This window comes from Stenotrophomonas sp. P5_A8, from assembly GCF_056400545.1.
In genome coordinates this window covers 1-17,656 of record NZ_JBFULB010000051.1, presented here as the reverse complement: position 1 = coordinate 17,656, position 17,656 = coordinate 1, and the positions used below count along the sequence as shown (strand labels likewise).

Below are 17,656 nucleotides of genomic sequence, written 5' to 3'. Positions count from 1 at the left end.
GAGTCGTGGTCGCTGCGGCGGGCGACGCGGGGCCGGCGGTGGCGTCGGTCGGCGCCTGCTGCAGCGGCGTGGTGGCAGGGCCACCGGCTTCGCCTTGAAGCCGCAGGTTCGGCGGAATCCGGATCGCCGCGCCCGGGCGCAGCAGCAACACATCGCGGCCGCGATCCAGCTGCGCGGCTGGCTTCAATTCCCCCACCAGGAACGCGTGGGTGTCATCGGGCCGCAGCGCGGTGATCTTGCCTACCGGGAAGCCGGCCGGGAAACGCCCGCCCAGGCCGGAGGTGACGATCTCATCGCCCACTTCCACCCCCGCGCTGAGCGGAATGTCGCGCAGTTCCAGGGTGTCCCCACGCCCGTACACGATCAGCCGCACGCCGTTGCGCGCCACGGTCACCGGCACCGCGTGGTCCGGGTCGGTCAGCAGCAGCACGGTGGCATTGCTGCCGGTGGTGGCGATCACCTGGCCCATGAGGCCACCGGCATCGATCACCGCCTGGCCCAGGTGCACGCCGTCGCGGCTGCCGGCGGCCAGCACCAGGCGTTGCCGCACCGGGTCCAGGTCGATATCCAGGATCGGGGCCAGTTGCACGTCCAGGCCGCTGCGCTCGGCCACGTTGAGCAGTTCGCGCAGCTGCGCGTTGTCCAGCGCGGCGGTCTGCAGGCGGGTCAGGCGCGCGTTGGCGATCAGCAGCTTGTTGCGCAGCTCGCGGTTTTCATCAACCAGCTGGCCATGGCTGGCCGCGTTGTCCTTGACCTGGGTGCCCAGGCGGCCCGGCAAGCCGGCCAGCGCCCACACCGGCTGCACCAGCACGTTGGCCTGGGTGCGCAGACGCGACAGCCAGCCGGCCTGGTCGTCGAGCACGATCAGGGTGATGGCCAGGGCCAGGTAGGCGAGCAGCCGCAGTGGACTGGCGGCATCGCCCTGACGGGAGGCTACGGGGGGACCGGCGTAGGGCGGCACGACTGGCTTCGACTGGAGGACGACAGGAAGGGGATGCGACAACGCCCCGGCGCTGCGATGCCCGGCGTGGCAGGCACGCAGCGGGCATCACGCCGCAGGGGCGCGTCCATGGAACAAAGCGGGTGCCGCTTACTCCGGCGCAAAGAACTCGTTGCCGTGCATGTCCACCAGCTCCAGCGCACGACCGCCACCACGGGCCACGCAGGTCAGCGGATCGTCGGCCACCTGCACGTGCAGGCCGGTCTCTTCGGAGATCAGGCGGTCCAGGTCGCGCAGCAGCGCGCCACCACCGGTGAGCACGATGCCGCGCTCGGCAACGTCGGCACACAGTTCCGGCGGGGTCTGTTCGAGCGCCAGCTTGACCGCGCTGACGATGCCCGACAGCGGCTCGTGCAGGGCTTCCAGCACCTCGTTGGAGTTGATCTTGATCATCTTCGGCACGCCCTCGGCGAGGTTGCGGCCGGAGATTTCCATCTCGATCACTTCCGCCTGCGGGTAGGCGCAGCCGAGCTCGACCTTGATCCGCTCGGCGGTGGCTTCACCGATCAGCATGCCGTGGTTGCGGCGCACGTAGTTGGTGATCGACTCGTCGAAGCGGTCGCCGCCGATGCGCACCGAGGCCGAATAGACGATGCCGTTGAGCGAGATGACCGCCACTTCGGTGGTGCCGCCGCCGATGTCGATGACCATCGAACCGCGCGCCTCGGTCACCGGCATGCCGGCGCCGATCGCGGCGGCCATGGGCTCTTCGATCAGGAACACATCACGCGCACCGGCCTCCTCGGCCGATTCCTTGATGGCGCGGCGCTCGACCTGGGTCGAGCCGGCCGGCACGCAGACCAGCACGCGCGGGCTCGGGCGCAGGAAGCGCGACTTGTGCACCTTCTTGATGAAGTGCTTGAGCATCGCCTCGGTGTAGGTGAAGTCGGCGATGACGCCGTCCTTCATCGGGCGGATGGTGGTGATGTGGCCCGGGGTACGGCCCAGCATCTGCTTGGCTTCGGCGCCCACGGCAGCCACGGAACGGGTGCCACCAATGGCACGGTCCTGGCGCACGGCGACCACGGACGGCTCATTCAGCACGATCCCCTGCCCACGCACATAGATGAGGGTGTTGGCCGTGCCCAGGTCGATGGACAGGTCATTGGAGAACATGCCGCGCAGTTTCTTGAACATCTGGGTGTTGATCCTGAGGGGTGTCGCGCCCAACGCGGGATGGCGAAAAAATGGGCAGAATTCGAGGCCGACAAGCCTAGCAATCCCCCTGTGTGCGAGCAAGGACAAATCTGGTGCAAAGCCAGCCTTCACGGCCATTCAGCCGAAAATTTCCGACGCCGGACAGTCCCGGTTCTGGCCCAAAGCCGCCTCACCCGTTAACCTTTGCGCCGCAGGGCGCCGCAGGGCGCCGTTTCGTTGCCCGCCTGGCGGGCCTCAAACTCCTTTCCGCATAGGCCTTAATCGATGTCCGCTTTGATCTGTGGTTCTCTTGCCTTCGACACCATCATGGTGTTCCCGGACCAGTTCAAGAATCACATCCTGCCGGACAAGGTGCACATCCTGAACGTGTCGTTCCTGGTGCCGCGCATGCGTCGTGAATTCGGGGGTTGCGCAGGCAACATCGCCTACAACCTGCACCTGCTGGGCGGCGATCCGATCCCGATGGGCACGGTGGGCTCGGACTTCGGCCCGTACCGGGAGTACTTCCAGGGGTTGGGCATCGACCTGGCCCGGGTCAAGGTGATCGACGAGCTGTTCACCCCGCAGGCGTTCATCACCACCGACCACGACAACAACCAGATCACCGCCTTCCACCCGGGCGCGATGATGCGGTCCTACGAGAACCACGTGAAAGACGTGCCGGGCGTGACCCTGGGCCTGGTCGGCCCGGACGGGCGCGAAGGCATGATCCAGAATTCCGAGGAATTCTTCGCCGCCGGCATCCCGTTCATCTTCGACCCCGGCCAGGCCATGCCGCTGTTCAACGGCCCGGAGCTGCGCACCTTCATCGAGCAGGCCGACTACGTGGTGGTCAACGACTACGAGTCCAACCTGCTGCAGGAGCGCACCGGCTGGGACGAAAAGGCGATCGTGAGCCGGGTCAAGGCCTATATCACCACCCGAGGCCCGAAGGGCGCGGTCATCCACACCCCCGAAAAGACCTACGACATCCCGCCGGCGCACGAGCGCCGCGTGGTCGACCCGACCGGCTGTGGCGACGCGTTCCGCGCCGGCCTGATCTACGGCATCGAAAAGGGCTACGACTGGCTGACCATCGGCCGCATGGGCAACCTGATGGGCGCGCTGAAGGTCGAGCATCCGGGCACGCAGAACCAGCGTTTCACCTTTGATGAGTTCAACGAGCAGTTCAAGCAGCAATTCGGTTACGCCCTGAACGTTTGATCGCGGTGCGATCAAACGCTGTCCACGATTCGCCAGGGCGAATCGCGGGCCCCTCATCCCCGCGCCGTTGGCGCGCCCCCTTGAACATCAAGGGGGCTCTTGACCAGACGGTAGATCGGGACGTGTCTGGGTAGAGTCGGGCCATGCCCGGCTGCTTGCGGTTCCGTTGCCACGACGCCGTGAATCGCTCGCCGTCCCCGGCGGTAGGGTCGGCTCCGGATCGACCGCCGACCGCCGACCGTGCTGGCCACTGCTGGAACGCATGACGTTGGATCACGGCGGCTTCTGCCGTTACCGCGGCGCAGATCACTGCGTTGGTCGCGCCGATCGGTGATGACGGCGGTCGATCGGGATCCGACCCGACCGGTATCGCCGACCCGGCACAGCGCCTGCTCCGCCGGGGCCAGCGATCAGGCCGAGGGCCCCTGCCCTGCCCACTCCGCCAGCACGTCGCCACAATCGGCGCGATGCCAACATGCCAGGCCCGGCCACGGGTTGTCCGGCGCATTCACCAGCAGCGTGCGGGTGCCGGCGGCGCGGCCGCATTCCAGGTCGAAACGGTGGTCGCCGACCATCACCACCCGCTGCGGGTCGATCTGCCAGCGTTGCACGAAGTACTGCAGCCCCGCCGGCGACGGCTTGGGCGTGGCCTCGTCGCGGCCGACGATGTCATCGGCGCCGAACACGTCCGCCAGCCCGATCGCCTGCAGCGTCACCTGCGCCAGTTCGCGCGCGTTGCGGGTGAGGATGCCCAGTCGGCAGCCGGCGGCGTGCAGCGCGCGGACCAACGCCACCGCGCCGGGTGCTGCGCGTGCGCCCTCGGCCAGGTCGCGCTCATGGGCAAGCAGCCAGGCGTGTTTGGCATCGGCTTGGTCGGCCGGCAGCGCGGCCAGGTGGGCGAGGATGTCTTCCTCCAGCGGAATCGCCAGCGCACGCTTGATCTGTTCGAAATCGTGCACCGCCACGGTCAGCGTGCCGTCCATGTCGAACACCCAGTGATGCATCGCCGACAGCGGCAGCGCTGCCGGCGTCAGCGCTGCGCCGGTCATTCCCACCACTTCGGCATGCGGTGGGTGTCCACGCCACCGGTCTCGAACGCCGCCGTGCGGGTGCCGCCGGCCTTGACCGGGAATTCAATGCTGATCACCTTGGCCTTGCGCGCCAGCTTCCACAGCGCCTTCTGGTCGGTGATGAACATCGCGATGGCCTCGTCGGTCTTCGGCCGCCAGGCCGCCATCGCGATCGGCTTGCCGCCGTCCACGCTGACCTGCACCTTGCACTGCGGGCAGCGGAAATCACCGGCCTGCAGCACCAGGTAGGCGTGGCGCTTCCACTCCGGATGGTCGCGGAACACCAGTTGCACCGGCTTGGGGCCGCTACCGTCCACGTCCACGCGCGCCTTGCTGAAGATCTGCGCCGAGAACTGCGTTCCCTTGGTGCCGACAGGAATCTGGTTGTACTGCCACAGCCCCTGCATGCGGCGCAGGTCGCGGGCGGCGTCGCCCTTGGCCTGGACCTCGGCGAAGCCCGGCTCGATCCGCGCGGCCACGTCGGTGTCCTTGTACTGATCCAGCAGCGCGCCGCCGTGGATGCGTGCGCGCTCCCAATCCTGCGCGGCCACGGCCATATCGTATTCCTTGGCCACGCCTTCGGCCTTGGCTTCCTGCTGCGCCTTGGCGGCAGCGGCGGCGGCTTCCTGCGCCTTGCGTTCTTCCTCCGGGTTGCTGCAGGCAGCCAGCGCGAAGGCACAGGCGGCGGCCAGGATGAGTCGTTTCATTGCGTACTCCGTGATTGGCAAGGCGCCCGATGGCGTCACCCAACTACTGTATCGCCTGAGGCAGCGAAGAGCAGCCGGGCATGGCCCGGCTCTACCGAATCGCGGGATGCGGCGAAGAGCAGCCGGGCATGGCCCGGCTCTACCGAATCGCGGGATGCGGCGAAGAGCAGCCGGGCATGGCCCGGCTCTACCGAATCGCRKGATGCGGCGAAGAGCAGCCGGGCATGGCCCGGCTCTACCGAATCGCGGGATGCGGCGAAGAGCAGCCGGGCATGGCCCGGCTCTACCGGTGCGCTACGCATGCCCGACCGGCATTGCGCCCGGCTTCGCGTGGTACCGGCCCGGTAGTGCCGAGCCATGCTCGGCAGCGGCACTCGCGCGGTACCGGAGCGGTAGTGCCATGCTCGGCAGCGGCACCACGCGGACAATAAAAAAACGGCGGGTTTCCCCGCCGTTTCCAGGCATTGCGTCGCACCGTAGCCGCTGGCCGGGGATGCCCCCGGCCAGCGACGGGCATTATTTCGCGCTTGCCTTGTCCAGCATGTCCTGCACCGAGGCGGTGGTGATCGGGTGGTAACCCGGCTTGGCCTTCTCGAAGGCTGCCTTGGCGAACGCCAGGCCTTCGGGCGTCTTCACCAGTTCGGCGTAGATCGGCAGGATCAGCTTGCGGCGACCGACGCGTTCGATGAAGGCCGCGGCCGGCTCATTCGCTTCGGTGTAACCGCTGCGGATGGCCAGCGGATACCAGCGCATCGCGATTTCGCCATTGGCGGTACCGGTGAAGTGGTAGGCCTTGTCCAGCGCCGCCAGCTTGTCCACCGGCAGGGTCTTGCCCAGGCCGTCGATGAAGTGCACCCATTCCTGGGTGACCCACTCGCCGGTAATCTGCGCGCTGGGCAGCGTGCCACTGCCCTGCCACGCAATGCGCGCGGTATCGACGATGGAGAAGTTGCGCGAGCGGGCCTTGGTGGCGAACGCCGGGATGCCTGGCTCGTCCAGCCACGCCTTCAGCTCGGCGTCGGTGACCGCGCCGGGCTTCTTGTCGAGCAGGTTCTTCTTGAGGTACACCACGAACTGGTCGGTGTTGGCGCTCTGGAAGGCATGGTCATCGAACCAGCCACGCAGGAACGGATCGAACGTTGCACGGCCGAAACGCTGCTCCAGGAACTGCAGGAACCACGCGCCCTTGACGTAGGCAACCTGGCTCAGCGCATCGTCCGGATCACGCTCGGTCAGCGGCGGCAGCGCCAGGGCCTGGTCGGCCGGGCTCATGTCCTTCACTTCGGCGAGCAGATCGTTCTGGTCGATCTCACGCTCCATCTCGGCCATCTCCTGGCCGTACAGCGCCTCGGTGATGCGGCTCTGTACGTAGGTGGTGAAGCCCTCGTTGAGCCAGATGTCCTTCCAGCTGGCGTTCGTCACCAGGTTGCCCGACCAGCTGTGCGCCAGTTCATGGGCGACCAGCGAGACCAGCGACTTGTCACCGACGATCACCGTCGGGGTGGCGAAGGTCAGGCGCGGGTTTTCCATGCCGCCGAACGGGAACGACGGCGGCAGCACCAGCATGTCGTAGCGGCCCCAGCGGTATTCGCCGTAGAGCTTCTCGGCGGCACCGATCATTTTCTCGGTGTCTTCGAACTCCTTGGCGGCCTTGCCGACCATGGTCGGCTCGGCCCACACGCCGGAACGGCCGGAGATCGGCTCGAACACCAGGTCGCCGGCGGCGATGGCCAGCAGGTAGGACGGGATCGGCTGCGGCATCTTGAAGGTGTAATCACCGTCACGCGCGGCCTTGGGATCGTTGTCGGCGCTCATCAGCACCATCACGTCCGGGCGCGAGACCACGTGCGCGCTGTAGGTGAAACGCACGCTCGGGGTGTCCTGCAGCGGCACCCACGAACGGGCGTGGATGGCCTGGGACTGGCTGAACATGAAGGGCAGCTTCTTGCCCTCGGTCATGGACGGCTCCAGCCACTGCAGGCCCGACGCGGTCGGCGCGGTGTGATACGTGATCACGACCTTGGACGGCTGATCCGGGGCCTCGATGCTCAGCTTGCTGCCGAACACCTTGTCGGCCGGGGCCAGCACGAAGGGCAGCGGCGCGGCCTTGCCGTCGGCGGCGATCGCCTCGACCTTCTCCACGGTGAGTTCGCGGGTGTCCAGCACCAACTGCTTGGCCGCCTTGTCCTTCCACTCCAGGGTGTAGGTGGCGGTGCCGCCGATCTGCTTGCTGTCGAAATCCAGCTTCAGGTCCAGCGCCAGGTCCTTGACCACGACCTTGTCCGGCTCGGCGTAGGAACTTTCGTCATGACTGCGGCTGTCGGCTTTCATGGCAGTGCTCGCCGGGGCGGTGGCAGTGGGCGCGGCGGTAGGTGCCGCAGGTTCTTTGGAACAGCCGGCGGCCAACGCCACGGCCAAGGGAATGAACAGGAACGGAGATCGCATGGACATCGGGACCGATCAGGGTGAAACGACCAGTTTACCCCTGTAAGCGCCACCCGGCAGCGCAGCTGCGACGCGTTGCGTATTCAGTCGCCATCGCAGCACAGACGGGCACCGCCTGCGTACTTGGCCCGGTACATCGCCGCGTCGGCGCGCCGGTACAGTTCGCGCAGGTCTTCGCCGGCGCGGTAGCCGGCCCCACCCGCACTGGCCTTGAGCGGAATCTCCTCGCCGACGATGCCATCCATCGCCTGCAGCCAGCGTCGCAGGCGTTCGCAGGCCACCTCGTGGCTGGCGTGCACCGCCAGCACGAACTCATCGCCGCCCCAGCGCCCGATCCAGTCGCCGGGCTGCAGCCACTGCCGCGCCGATTCCACCAGCCGCACCAGCACCTGGTCGCCGACCAGATGGCCGTGGGCATCGTTGATCGGCTTGAGGTTGTCCAGGTCCACCACGAACAGGCTCAGTGGCTGCCGACGTGACTGCGCCTGCCGTGCCGACTCGGCCAGCGCCTGCTCACAGCCACGACGGTTGAGCGCCTGGGTCAGCGGATCCAGCAGCACGCTGCGGCGCAGGTCGCGCAGGCCGGCATCGACCCCATGCAGGTTGCGGTTGATGCTGCGCAGCAGCCGGCCGATCTCGTCGTGGCCCAGGTCGGGCAGATGCGGCAGGCGCTGTTCGTCGTAGTAGGCCTCCAACGCGTCGGCGGCCTGGCGCAGCGGCGCCATCAACCGGTACAGCGCCATCATCGCCATCCCCGTGCCGACCACGGTGGCGGCCAGCACCACCCCGACCACCGTCCACATCGTGTCGCGCTGGTAGTGGCCGGTAAAGGCGAGCCACAGCAGCAACACCAGCAGCGGCACATGCAGGCCGACAAACACCACGCTCATCAGCTTGGCGCTGAACGAGCGTGGGAAGACGCGGGCCAGGCCGCGGTACAGACGCATGGCAGGCCCTCTGTGACAGCCTGCCCGCAGTGTGACCTAGCGTACCCAGCCGGAACCGGAACTGGATCTCAAACCTTGTAGCCGGAGTGAATCGAAACGATGCCGCCGGTCAGGTTCTTGTAATGGCAGCGCGCGAAGCCCGCCTCACCCATCATGGTCTTGAGCTGCTCCTGCGGCGGGTGCTTGCGGATGCTCTCGGCCAGGTACTGGTAGCTGTCGCCGTCACGGGCGAACAGCTGGCCCAGCTTGGGCAGGATCTTGAACGAATGGAAATCGTAGATCGGCTTGAACCAGTCCGCAGTGACCTCGGAGAACTCCAGCACGCGTGCCTGGCCCCCCACCTTGAGCACGCGGTACATCTCGCGCAGGCCGGCGTCCTTGTCGGTGACGTTGCGCAGGCCGAAGGCGATGGTGACCAGGTCGAAGCTGGCGTCCGGGAACGGCAGCGCCTCGGCGTTGCACTGGACGTACTCCAGGCCCTTCACCAGGCCCCGGTTCATCAGCCGGTCGCGGCCGACAGAGAGCATGCCGGCGTTGATATCGCCCAGCACCACCTCGCCCTCGTCACCCACCCGCTCCTTGATCAGCGCGGCGATGTCGCCGGTGCCGCCAGCCAGGTCGAGCACGCGGTCGCCCGGCTTCACCTGCGCGGTGGCCACGTAGTAGCGCTTCCACGCCCGGTGGATACCCAGGCTCATCAGATCGTTCATCAGGTCGTAGCTGCGCGCGACCGAGGTGAACACTTCGCCCACCAGCTTCTGCTTGTCCTTTGCAGCGACGTCGCGGAAGCCGAAGTGGGTGGTGCCAGTCTTGTAGGGGGATTCGCTCATGGGTGGATTATCGCACCGCTGGCAGCGCTGCGGCACCCGGGGGCTGCGACCCGGTGCCGCAGCGGCGGCGGGCCACTATCATGGCGGTCCAGATACGTATGGAATGCCCATGATCACCACCCCCGACTACGCCGCCCTGCTTGAAACCGCCATCGCCGAAGCCCGCCAGGGCCTGGCCGAGGGCGGCATCCCGATCGGCGCGGCCCTGTACCACACCGATGGCCGCCTGCTCGGCTGCGGCCACAACCGCCGCGTACAGGAAGGCGACCCGTCGGTGCACGGGGAGACCGACGCGTTCCGCAAGGCCGGCCGCCAGCGCCGCTACCAGGACACCATCATGGTGACCACGCTGGCGCCCTGCTGGTACTGCAGCGGGCTGGTGCGCCAGTTCAACATCGGCACGGTGGTGGTGGGCGAATCGGTCACCTTCCAGGGCGGCATCGAGTGGCTGCGCGAGAACGGGGTCAAGGTGATCGACATGCAGAGCCAGGCCTGCATCGACCTGCTGGGCGGCTTCATCTCGGCACACCCCGAGGTCTGGAACGAAGACATCGGCGAGTGAGCGAAATGCGCGGCGACGTCGGGKCGCAGCGCGCCCACTCTGAACGCTTCAGTTGCCGACAGGTACGTGAACACGCTGTGCCAGCAGCGTCTTGCGCGCAGGAACGCCCGCAGCAGGCACACCTGCAGCACCCCGTGCTTACGCGGTGCTAACAAACCGGCCGCCGCGACGGCCTATGGTGGGGACACAGGGGCAACAACGTCGAGGAGACGTCATGAACGCCCGAATACGCCCCGCCGCTGCCCTTGATCCCGCGTTGTCCGCGGCCTGGGAGCAGCTGCAACGACACTACGCGGCGCATCAGAATTCCGCGCCCTTCTGGAGCGCCTACCAGGCCATCCAGGACGCGTTGACGCACCGTCATCCCCAGCACCGGATCGATGTGTGCAACCGACTGGCCACCCTGGCCGAGCGCCTGGGCGTGGTGGATCACGCACAGCTGCTGGCCGAGCGCCGGCCTGAACGTGTCAGTGCCGACCGCCACGCAGGCTCCACGCCTTCATAACGTCGCATGCACTGCGCTTTACGCACTCTTGCTGGACTCCCTTCTTGCATATCGAAACAACCATGTCTTCCGCCCAGATTTCCATCCCCGCCGTGATCGACGTCGACGCCGAAGTGGCTTACTGGCGCCAGCGCCATGCCGACGGCAACCTCGGCACGGGCTCGTTCGGCCATTACGTACCGTGGATCAAGTTCGCCTGCGATTCGCTGATCACTCAGCCGCGCGCCACCGATGAGCAGCGCGATGAGATGTTCCAGACCCATTACGCGCTGCAGATCATGCCGCGCCTGAGCGAAGAGCAGGCCCGCGTGTTCGTCGAGCAATGCTGGGAACATGTGTACCTTGCCAGCCGTCACGACGTGGCCTCGCGCCCGCGTCTGGGCGCCGCGCGCGCCTGATTGTTCCTGTGCGCTGGCGGCTGCCGACCCGCCGTCACTGCACGATGCGTACACGGCGCGCGGCCAATGATGAGGCACCTTCGCTACCCGTAGTACCGCATGAAACTGCGCAGTGTGTTCAACCTGGTCGCCAAGAAGGCGTCGTATGCCGCCGGCACGCCGTGGACCTTCCTGGCCGCCGTCACGATCGTGGTGCTGTGGGCGCTCAGCGGCCCGATCTTCAAGTTCAATGACACCTGGCAGCTGGTGATCAACACCGGTACCACCATCATCACCTTCCTGATGGTGTTCCTGATCCAGCACAGCCAGAATGCAGACGCCGCCGCCGTCCAGATCAAGCTGGACGAGCTGATCCGCGCCACTGCCGAGGCCAACAACGAGCTGCTCGACCTGGAAGAACTGGACGAGACGCGGCTCGAAGAAATCCGCAGTGAATACGAGCGCATGGCACGCGAAGCGGGCGATGCGCTGGAACGAGCACGACGCTGCCACGGCGACGGACGCGCCGACGACCGTTGATCCGGGGGTCCATAATGCCGGAACAAAGAGCAGCCGAGCATGGCTCGGCACCTGCCTCCGGCGCCAGTCATCCGAACGGCGATACGTTGCGTCTGCAACGCAGAGCAGCCGAGCATGGCTCGGCTCTACCCGAWGCCAACCGCCGCGACGCACCCGGTAGTGCCGAGCCATGCTCGGCAACCGCGCACCGCGCGGCACCTGCCGCYGGCGCCARTCAYCCGAACSGCGATACGTTGCGTCTGCRRCGAAGAGCAGCCGAGCATGGCTCGGCTCTACCCGATGCCACCGCCGCGCCGCACCGGTAGTGCCGAGCCATGCTCGGCAACCGCGCACCGCGCGGCCCCTGCCGCCGGCGCCGATCACCCGCGCTCGTGCCAACCGCCGCCCAACACCTTGTACAGCGCCACCTGATTGGACTGCTGCGCCAGCTGCGTGCTGACCAGCGACTTGCGCGCGGTGTACGCGGTGCGACGTGCATCGAGCAGGGTCAGGAAGCTGTCCAGGCCGGCATCGTAGCGGGCCTGCGACAACGTCTGCGCCTGCTCGGCGGCAGCCACCAACGCCTGCTGCGAGGCCAACTGCGCATCCAGGCTGTCGTTGAGCACCAGCGCATCGGCGGCCTCGCGGAAGCCGGACTGGATCGCCTTTTCGTACTGGGCCAAGGCGATGTCCCGGTCGGCGGTGGCCACGCCCAGATTGGCGCGCAGCTTGCCGCCCTGGAAGATCGGCAGGTTGAGCTTGGGCATGAAGCTCCACACCCGCGTGCCGCTGTCGAAAAGACTGGACAGCTCCGAGGAGGCCGAACCGATACTGCCGGTGAGACTGATCGACGGGAAGAAGGCCGCGCGCGCCGCGCCGATGTTGGCATTGGCCGAGAGCAGCGTGTGCTCGGCAGCCATCACGTCCGGGCGGCGCAGCAGCACCTCGCCGGGCACGCCGGCCGGCAGCGGACGCAACGCCGCCACCTCGGTCACCTCGGTGGTCGGCAGCAGGGTGTCATCGACCGGCCCACCGGCCAGCAGCACCAGTGCATTGCGGTCCTGCGCGACCTGCCCGGCGAAGCGGGCCACATCGGTGCGCGCGGTTTCCACCAAGGTGCGGGTCTGGCTCAGCTCCAGTGCCGAAGCACCGCCGAGCTGGCGGCGCGCCTCGGTCAGGCGCAGCGAATCTTCATAACTTGCCAGGGTGGCCTGGGCGATGCGCAGCTGTTCGTTGTCCGCGCCCAGGGTGAGCCAGGCATTGGCGACCTCGGCGACCAGGCTCAGCTGCGCGCTGCGTCGATTGGCCGCTTCGGCGAAATACTGCTGCAGGGCGGCCTGGCTGAGATTACGCACCCGGCCGAACAGATCCAGTTCGAACTCGACCACGCCCAGATTCGCGCTGAACTGTTCGCTGACCGGCGCATCGCCGCCGCTGCGGGTCATCTGCCCCTGCACGCCCACCGCCGGCACGCGGTCGGCGCGCTGGATGCGGTACTGCGCGCGTGCCTTTTCGACATTGAGCACGGCCACGCGCAGGTCACGGTTGTTGTCCAGCGACTGGTTGATCACCGACTGCAGGCGCGGATCGACGAAGAAATCGCGCCAGCCGATGTCGGCCACGTCGACCGTGCCGGCAGCAGCCGCGGCGGGCCACTGCGCCGGGATCGCCGGGGCGACCTCGGTGCTGCGCGGCACCAGCGAGGCGCAGCCGGACAGCGCCAGCGTCACGGCCACGGCGAGCAGGGAGGGAAGCTTATTCATGCGGACCACCTTCGGCCTTGTCGCCGTTCTGGGTCAGCGCCACCGGGGCGGTGCTGTCATCGGTTTTCGTCGGCGGCGTGCCRCCACGATTGAACACCCGCTGCACCACCACGAAGAACAGCGGAATGAAGAACACACCCAGCAGCGTGCCCACCACCATGCCGCCCAGCACGCCGGTACCGATGGCCTGCTGTGCACCCGAACCGGCGCCGGAGGCGATCGCCAGCGGCAGCACGCCCAGGCCGAACGCCAGCGAGGTCATGATGATCGGGCGCAGTCGGTCGCGCACGGCGTGCATCGTCGCGTCGATCAGGCTGGCACCCTTCTCCAGGTTTTCCTTGGCGAACTCCACGATCAGGATCGCGTTCTTGCTGGTCAGTCCCACCGTGGTCAGCATCGCCACCTGGAAGTAAATGTCGCGTTCCATGCCACGCATGGTGTTGGCCAGCACCGCGCCGAGGATGCCCAACGGCGCCACCAGCAGCACCGAGGTCGGCACGCTCCAGCTTTCATACAGCGCGGCCAGGCACAGGAACACGATCAGCAGCGACAGCGTGTACAGCAGCGGCGTCTGCGAACCGGCCTGGCGTTCCTGGTAGGACAGCGCGGTCCACTCGATGTCGAAGCCGGCCGGCAGCTGTTTGGCGAGCTTCTCCACTTCGCTCATCGCATCACCCGAGGCCACGCCGGGCGCGGGCTCGCCCTGGATCTCCATCGCCGACACGCCGTTGTAGCGCTCCAGCCGCGGCGAACCGTAGTCCCAACGCTGGCTGGCGAAGGCCGAGAACGGCACCATCTCACCGGCCGTGTTCTTGACCGACCACAGGTTGAAGTCTTCCGGGTTCATCCGGAACGGCGCATCGGACTGCACGTACACGCGCTTGACCCGGCCACGGTCGATGAAGTCATCGATGTAGCTGCTGCCCCAGGCCGCGGCCAGCGTGGTGTTGACCGCCTCCAGCGACAGCCCCAGCGCGCTGGCCTTGCCGACGTCGATGTCGATGCGCAGCTGCGGGGTGTCTTCCTGGCCATTGGGGCGCACGTTGGCCAGCAGCTTGCTCTGCCCGGCCATGCCGAGCAGCTGGTTGCGCGCGTCCAGCAGGGCCTGGTGACCGGCACCGCTGGTGTCCTTCAGGAAGAAGGTGTAGCCCGAACCGATGCCCAGCTCCGGCATCGCCGGCGGCGGGAAGGCGAAGATGAAGGCGTCCTTGATGCCGCCCAGCGCAGCCATCGCACGGCCGGTGATCGGCATCGCGCCCTGGTCCTTGTCGCGCTCCTTCCAGTCCTTGAGCTTGACGAAGGCCATGCCCGCGTTCTGGCCCATGCCGGCGAAGCTGAAACCCTGCACCGAGAAGATCGACTCGATGGCATCGGCCTCGTTTTCCATGAAGTGCTTTTCGAGCTTGTCGATCGACTCCAGCGTGCGTTCCTGGGTGGCGCCGACCGGGGTCTGCACCAGCGCCATCAGGATGCCCTGGTCTTCATTGGGCAGGAACGAGCTGGGCAGGCGCATGAACAGCAGGCCCATCACCAGCGCCAGCGCGGCAAACACGCCCATGAAGCGCCACGGACGCGCCAGGATGCCGCGCACGCCGCGCTGGTACTTCGCACTGGAGGTGTCGAAACCCCGGTTGAAGGCATTGAAGAAACGACCCGACCAACCCGTGTGGGCGACATGGTGCTCGCCCTTCTTCAGCGGCTTGAGCAGGGTCGCGCACAGCGCCGGCGTCAGCACGATGGCAACCAGCACCGACAAGGCCATCGCCGAGACGATCGTGGCCGAGAACTGTCGGTAGATGACGCCGGTGGCGCCGCTCATGAAGGCCATCGGCACGAACACCGCCGACAGCACCAGGCCGATGCCGACCAGCGCGCCGGTGATCTGGCTCATCGATTTGCGCGTGGCCTCCAGCGGCGACAGGCCTTCCTCGGACATGATCCGCTCGACGTTCTCCACCACCACGATGGCGTCATCGACCAGCAGGCCGATCGCCAGCACCATCGCGAACATGGTCAGCATGTTCACCGAGAAACCCAGCGCGGCCAGAATGCCGAAGGTGCCCAGCAGCACCACCGGCACGGCGATGGTGGGGATCAGCGTGGCGCGGAAGTTCTGCAGGAACAGGTACATCACCAGGAACACCAGCACGATGGCTTCGATCAGGGTCTTGATGACGCCCTTGATCGAGACCTGCACGAACGGCGTGGTGTCATACGGCACCACCGCCTTCAGCCCGGCCGGGAAGTTCGGCTGCATTTCATCCAGCGCCGCACGCACACCGGTGGCGGTGGCCAGCGCGTTGGCGCCGGTGGCCAGGGTGATGGCGATGCCCGAGGACGGCTTGCCGTTGTAGCGGGTCACAAAGTCATACGACTCGGCGCCCAGCTCCACCCGGGCCACGTCGGACAGGCGCAGTTCGGCACCATCCTGCGCGCTGCGCACAATGATGTTGCGGAACTGCTCGGGGGTCTGCAGGCGGTCCTGCGCGTTGATGGTGGCGTTGAGCTGCTGGCCCTTGATCGACGGCGCGCCGCCGAGCTGGCCGATGGCGACCTGCGCGTTCTGCGCGGTGATCGCCGCGATCACTTCGGCGGTGGACAGCTTGTAGGTGTGCAGCTTGTTGGGGTCCAGCCAGATGCGCATGGCGTACTTGCCACCGAACACCTGGATGTTGCCCACGCCCGGCACGCGGCTGAGCGGATCGACGATATTGGAGCCGACATAATCGGAAATATCGTTGGCGTCCATGCTGCCGTCTTCGGACACGAAGCCGAGCACCTGCAGGAAGCCGCTGCTGGACTTGGCCACGTTGATGCCCTGACGCTGCACTTCCTGCGGCAGCAGCGGCATGGCCAGCTGCAGCTTGTTCTGCACCTGCACCTGGGCGATGTCCGGGTCGGTGCCGCTCTGGAAGGTCAGGGTGATTGTCGCCTGGCCGTTGGAGGAGCTGTTGGAGGAGAAGTAGATCAGGCCATCCAGGCCCTTCATGTTCTGCTCGATGATCTGCGTCACCGAGTCTTCGACCACCTTGGCCGACGCACCCGGGTAGCTGGCGCTGATCTCGACGGCCGGCGGTGCCACTTCCGGGTACATCGACACCGGCAGCTTGAGCACCGCCAACGCACCGGCGAGCATGATGATGATCGCAATCACCCACGCGAAGATGGGGCGATCAATGAAATAACGTGCCATGGAATTCTCCGGTTACTGCTGGGCGGCGGCGGCCGCCGCCGGCGCGGCGGCCGGCTTGGCCGGGGTCGCGCCCATCTCGGTGGCCTGCACGGGCATGCCCGGCTGGATCTTCTGCAGGCCTTCGACGATGACCTTGTCACCGGCCTTGAGCCCGTCTTCCACCAGCCACTTGTTGCCCAGCGAACGGCTGACCTTGACCGGCCGCACTTCGACCTTGCCGTCCTTGCCCACCACCATGGCGCTGGTATCGCCCTTGGGATCGCGGGCGATGCCCTGCATCGGCACCAGGATCGCGTTGTCGCGCACGCCGCTGCCGACCTGGGCACGCACGTACATGCCCGGCATCAGCACCTGGTCGGGATTGTCGACCTTGACCCGCAGCGCGTAGCTGCCGGTGGTCGGGTCGACGCTGACTTCGGAGAATTCGAGCGTGCCCTTGTGGTCGAACGGCGTGCCATCGTCGAGCAGGATCGTCACCGGCAGGGTCTGGTTGTCCTGCAGGCGGCCACTGGCCAGTTCGCGGCGCAGCTGCAGCAGTTCGCTGGCCGACTGGGTCAGGTCGACATAGATGGGGTTCAACTGCTGCACGGTGGCCAGCGCATCGGCCTGGCCCGCGCTGACCAGCGCGCCCTGGGTGACCGAGGACTTGCCGATGCGGCCGCTGATCGGGGCGGTGATGCGCGCATAACCGAGGGTGACGTTGGCCGCATCGAGCGCGGCGCGGGCGGCACCGACATCGGCTTCGGCGGTCTTCAGCGCGGCGATGGCGTTTTCGTTGTCCTGGGTGCTGACCGCCTCGACCTTGGCCAGCTCACCGATGCGCCTGGCGCTAAGGCGCGCGGCATTGGCGGTGGCTTCGGCGCGGGCAAGCTGGGCGCGGGCGCTGTTGGCCTGGGCGCGGTAGCTGGCGTCATCCAGTTGGTATAGCGCCTGCCCGGCGGTGACCAGGCCGCCTTCGGTGAACAATCGCTTGGCGACGATGCCACTGACCTGGGGGCGTACTTCGGCCACCAGGAAGGCGTTGGTGCGGCCCGGAAGCTCGCGGGTCAGGCCGACCTGCTCAGCCTTCAGCGTGGCGACGGTGACCTGACCGGGGCCGCCCTGGGGGCCCTCCTGGCCTCCACCACCACAGGCGGACACGGTCAAGGCGATCGCGAGGGACAGCGCGAGGAGACGGTATGGGGATCGGGACATGGTGGGGGCTCACGGCAAACGAAAAGGGTCGCCCGAAGCCGGATTCTCGCGATAAAGCGAAGAAAAACAGTCCACAGGACGGCAAAGTGCTGCAAATCCATGGGTTGCGGCCGTTTTTCGGATACGCGCGGTCCACACCGAGGATCAGTGGGATGGAAATATACATACATGCATGTTTGTTTG

15 protein-coding genes are annotated in these 17,656 nt (G+C 67.0%); 5 read left to right on the top strand and 10 right to left on the bottom strand.

Features of this window, described 5'->3' with window-relative positions; genetic code table 11:
* Both mreC and AC1DQP_RS05885 read right to left on the bottom strand, forming a co-directional pair.
* A partial coding sequence (gene mreC / locus AC1DQP_RS05890; RefSeq protein WP_478051248.1) for a rod shape-determining protein MreC occupies positions 1 to 961 on the bottom strand: 961 nt, incomplete at its 3' end.
* 129 nt (positions 962 to 1,090) lie between these two features.
* Positions 1,091 to 2,137 carry a rod shape-determining protein gene (locus AC1DQP_RS05885; RefSeq protein WP_038686189.1) on the bottom strand — a complete coding sequence of 349 codons (1,047 nt, stop codon included), beginning with the start codon at positions 2,135 to 2,137 and terminating at the stop codon, positions 1,091 to 1,093.
* A gap of 285 nt (positions 2,138 to 2,422) precedes the next feature.
* On the opposite strand from AC1DQP_RS05885, the gene AC1DQP_RS05880 reads away from it, so the two are divergent.
* The gene (locus tag AC1DQP_RS05880; RefSeq protein ID WP_256777462.1) at positions 2,423 to 3,361 is read left to right on the top strand and encodes a carbohydrate kinase family protein; all 939 of its coding nucleotides are present in this window, start codon (positions 2,423 to 2,425) and stop codon (positions 3,359 to 3,361) included.
* A gap of 410 nt (positions 3,362 to 3,771) precedes the next feature.
* Here AC1DQP_RS05880 and AC1DQP_RS05875 read toward each other — a convergent pair whose 3' ends face one another.
* The 5 genes from AC1DQP_RS05875 to ubiE all read right to left on the bottom strand — a co-directional run bounded on the left by AC1DQP_RS05875 (position 3,772) and on the right by ubiE (position 9,360).
* The gene (locus AC1DQP_RS05875; RefSeq protein ID WP_478051247.1) at positions 3,772 to 4,410 is read right to left on the bottom strand and encodes an HAD family hydrolase; all 639 of its coding nucleotides are present in this window, start codon (positions 4,408 to 4,410) and stop codon (positions 3,772 to 3,774) included.
* Complete coding sequence (locus AC1DQP_RS05870) at positions 4,407 to 5,138, bottom strand: hypothetical protein (protein ID WP_457320668.1); 732 nt, start codon at positions 5,136 to 5,138, stop codon at positions 4,407 to 4,409. The genes AC1DQP_RS05875 and AC1DQP_RS05870 overlap by 4 nt, the downstream gene beginning before the upstream one ends.
* Before the next feature lie 516 nt (positions 5,139 to 5,654).
* Complete coding sequence (locus AC1DQP_RS05865) at positions 5,655 to 7,583, bottom strand: M1 family metallopeptidase (RefSeq protein WP_478051249.1); 1,929 nt, start codon at positions 7,581 to 7,583, stop codon at positions 5,655 to 5,657.
* 83 nt (positions 7,584 to 7,666) lie between these two features.
* Entirely contained in the window at positions 7,667 to 8,530 is an 864-nt protein-coding gene (locus tag AC1DQP_RS05860) for a GGDEF domain-containing protein (protein ID WP_457319063.1), read from the bottom strand.
* A gap of 68 nt (positions 8,531 to 8,598) precedes the next feature.
* Positions 8,599 to 9,360, bottom strand: coding sequence for a bifunctional demethylmenaquinone methyltransferase/2-methoxy-6-polyprenyl-1,4-benzoquinol methylase UbiE (gene ubiE / locus AC1DQP_RS05855; RefSeq protein WP_038686180.1), 762 nt, complete (start codon positions 9,358 to 9,360; stop codon positions 8,599 to 8,601).
* Positions 9,361 to 9,469: 109 nt separating this feature from the next.
* Here ubiE and AC1DQP_RS05850 point away from each other — a divergent pair, with 109 nt between their 5' ends.
* The 4 genes from AC1DQP_RS05850 (at position 9,470) to AC1DQP_RS05835 (ending at position 11,344) form a co-directional block, all read left to right on the top strand.
* Positions 9,470 to 9,922: a nucleoside deaminase gene (locus tag AC1DQP_RS05850; RefSeq protein WP_256777457.1), complete on the top strand. Its 453-nt coding sequence runs from the start codon at positions 9,470 to 9,472 to the stop codon at positions 9,920 to 9,922.
* A gap of 214 nt (positions 9,923 to 10,136) precedes the next feature.
* Positions 10,137 to 10,427, top strand: coding sequence for a hypothetical protein (locus AC1DQP_RS05845; RefSeq protein WP_457319064.1), 291 nt, complete (start codon positions 10,137 to 10,139; stop codon positions 10,425 to 10,427).
* A 62-nt stretch (positions 10,428 to 10,489) separates the two neighbouring features.
* Positions 10,490 to 10,825, top strand: coding sequence for a hypothetical protein (locus AC1DQP_RS05840; RefSeq protein WP_256777455.1), 336 nt, complete (start codon positions 10,490 to 10,492; stop codon positions 10,823 to 10,825).
* Positions 10,826 to 10,924: 99 nt separating this feature from the next.
* Positions 10,925 to 11,344 carry a low affinity iron permease family protein gene (locus tag AC1DQP_RS05835; protein ID WP_478051246.1) on the top strand — a complete coding sequence of 140 codons (420 nt, stop codon included), beginning with the start codon at positions 10,925 to 10,927 and terminating at the stop codon, positions 11,342 to 11,344.
* A 359-nt stretch (positions 11,345 to 11,703) separates the two neighbouring features.
* Here the strand turns inward: AC1DQP_RS05835 and AC1DQP_RS05830 are convergent, their stop codons facing one another.
* From AC1DQP_RS05830 to smeD, 3 genes are read right to left on the bottom strand one after another with little or no spacing between them, the layout of a single operon-like run.
* Complete coding sequence (locus AC1DQP_RS05830; protein ID WP_457319066.1) at positions 11,704 to 13,086, bottom strand: efflux transporter outer membrane subunit; 1,383 nt, start codon at positions 13,084 to 13,086, stop codon at positions 11,704 to 11,706.
* Positions 13,079 to 16,279: a multidrug efflux RND transporter permease subunit SmeE gene (gene smeE, locus AC1DQP_RS05825; protein WP_457319067.1), complete on the bottom strand. Its 3,201-nt coding sequence runs from the start codon at positions 16,277 to 16,279 to the stop codon at positions 13,079 to 13,081. The genes AC1DQP_RS05830 and smeE overlap by 8 nt, the downstream gene beginning before the upstream one ends.
* A 12-nt stretch (positions 16,280 to 16,291) precedes the next feature.
* Complete coding sequence (gene smeD, locus AC1DQP_RS05820) at positions 16,292 to 17,473, bottom strand: multidrug efflux RND transporter periplasmic adaptor subunit SmeD (RefSeq protein ID WP_457319068.1); 1,182 nt, start codon at positions 17,471 to 17,473, stop codon at positions 16,292 to 16,294.
* Positions 17,474 to 17,656: the final 183 nt, after the last annotated feature.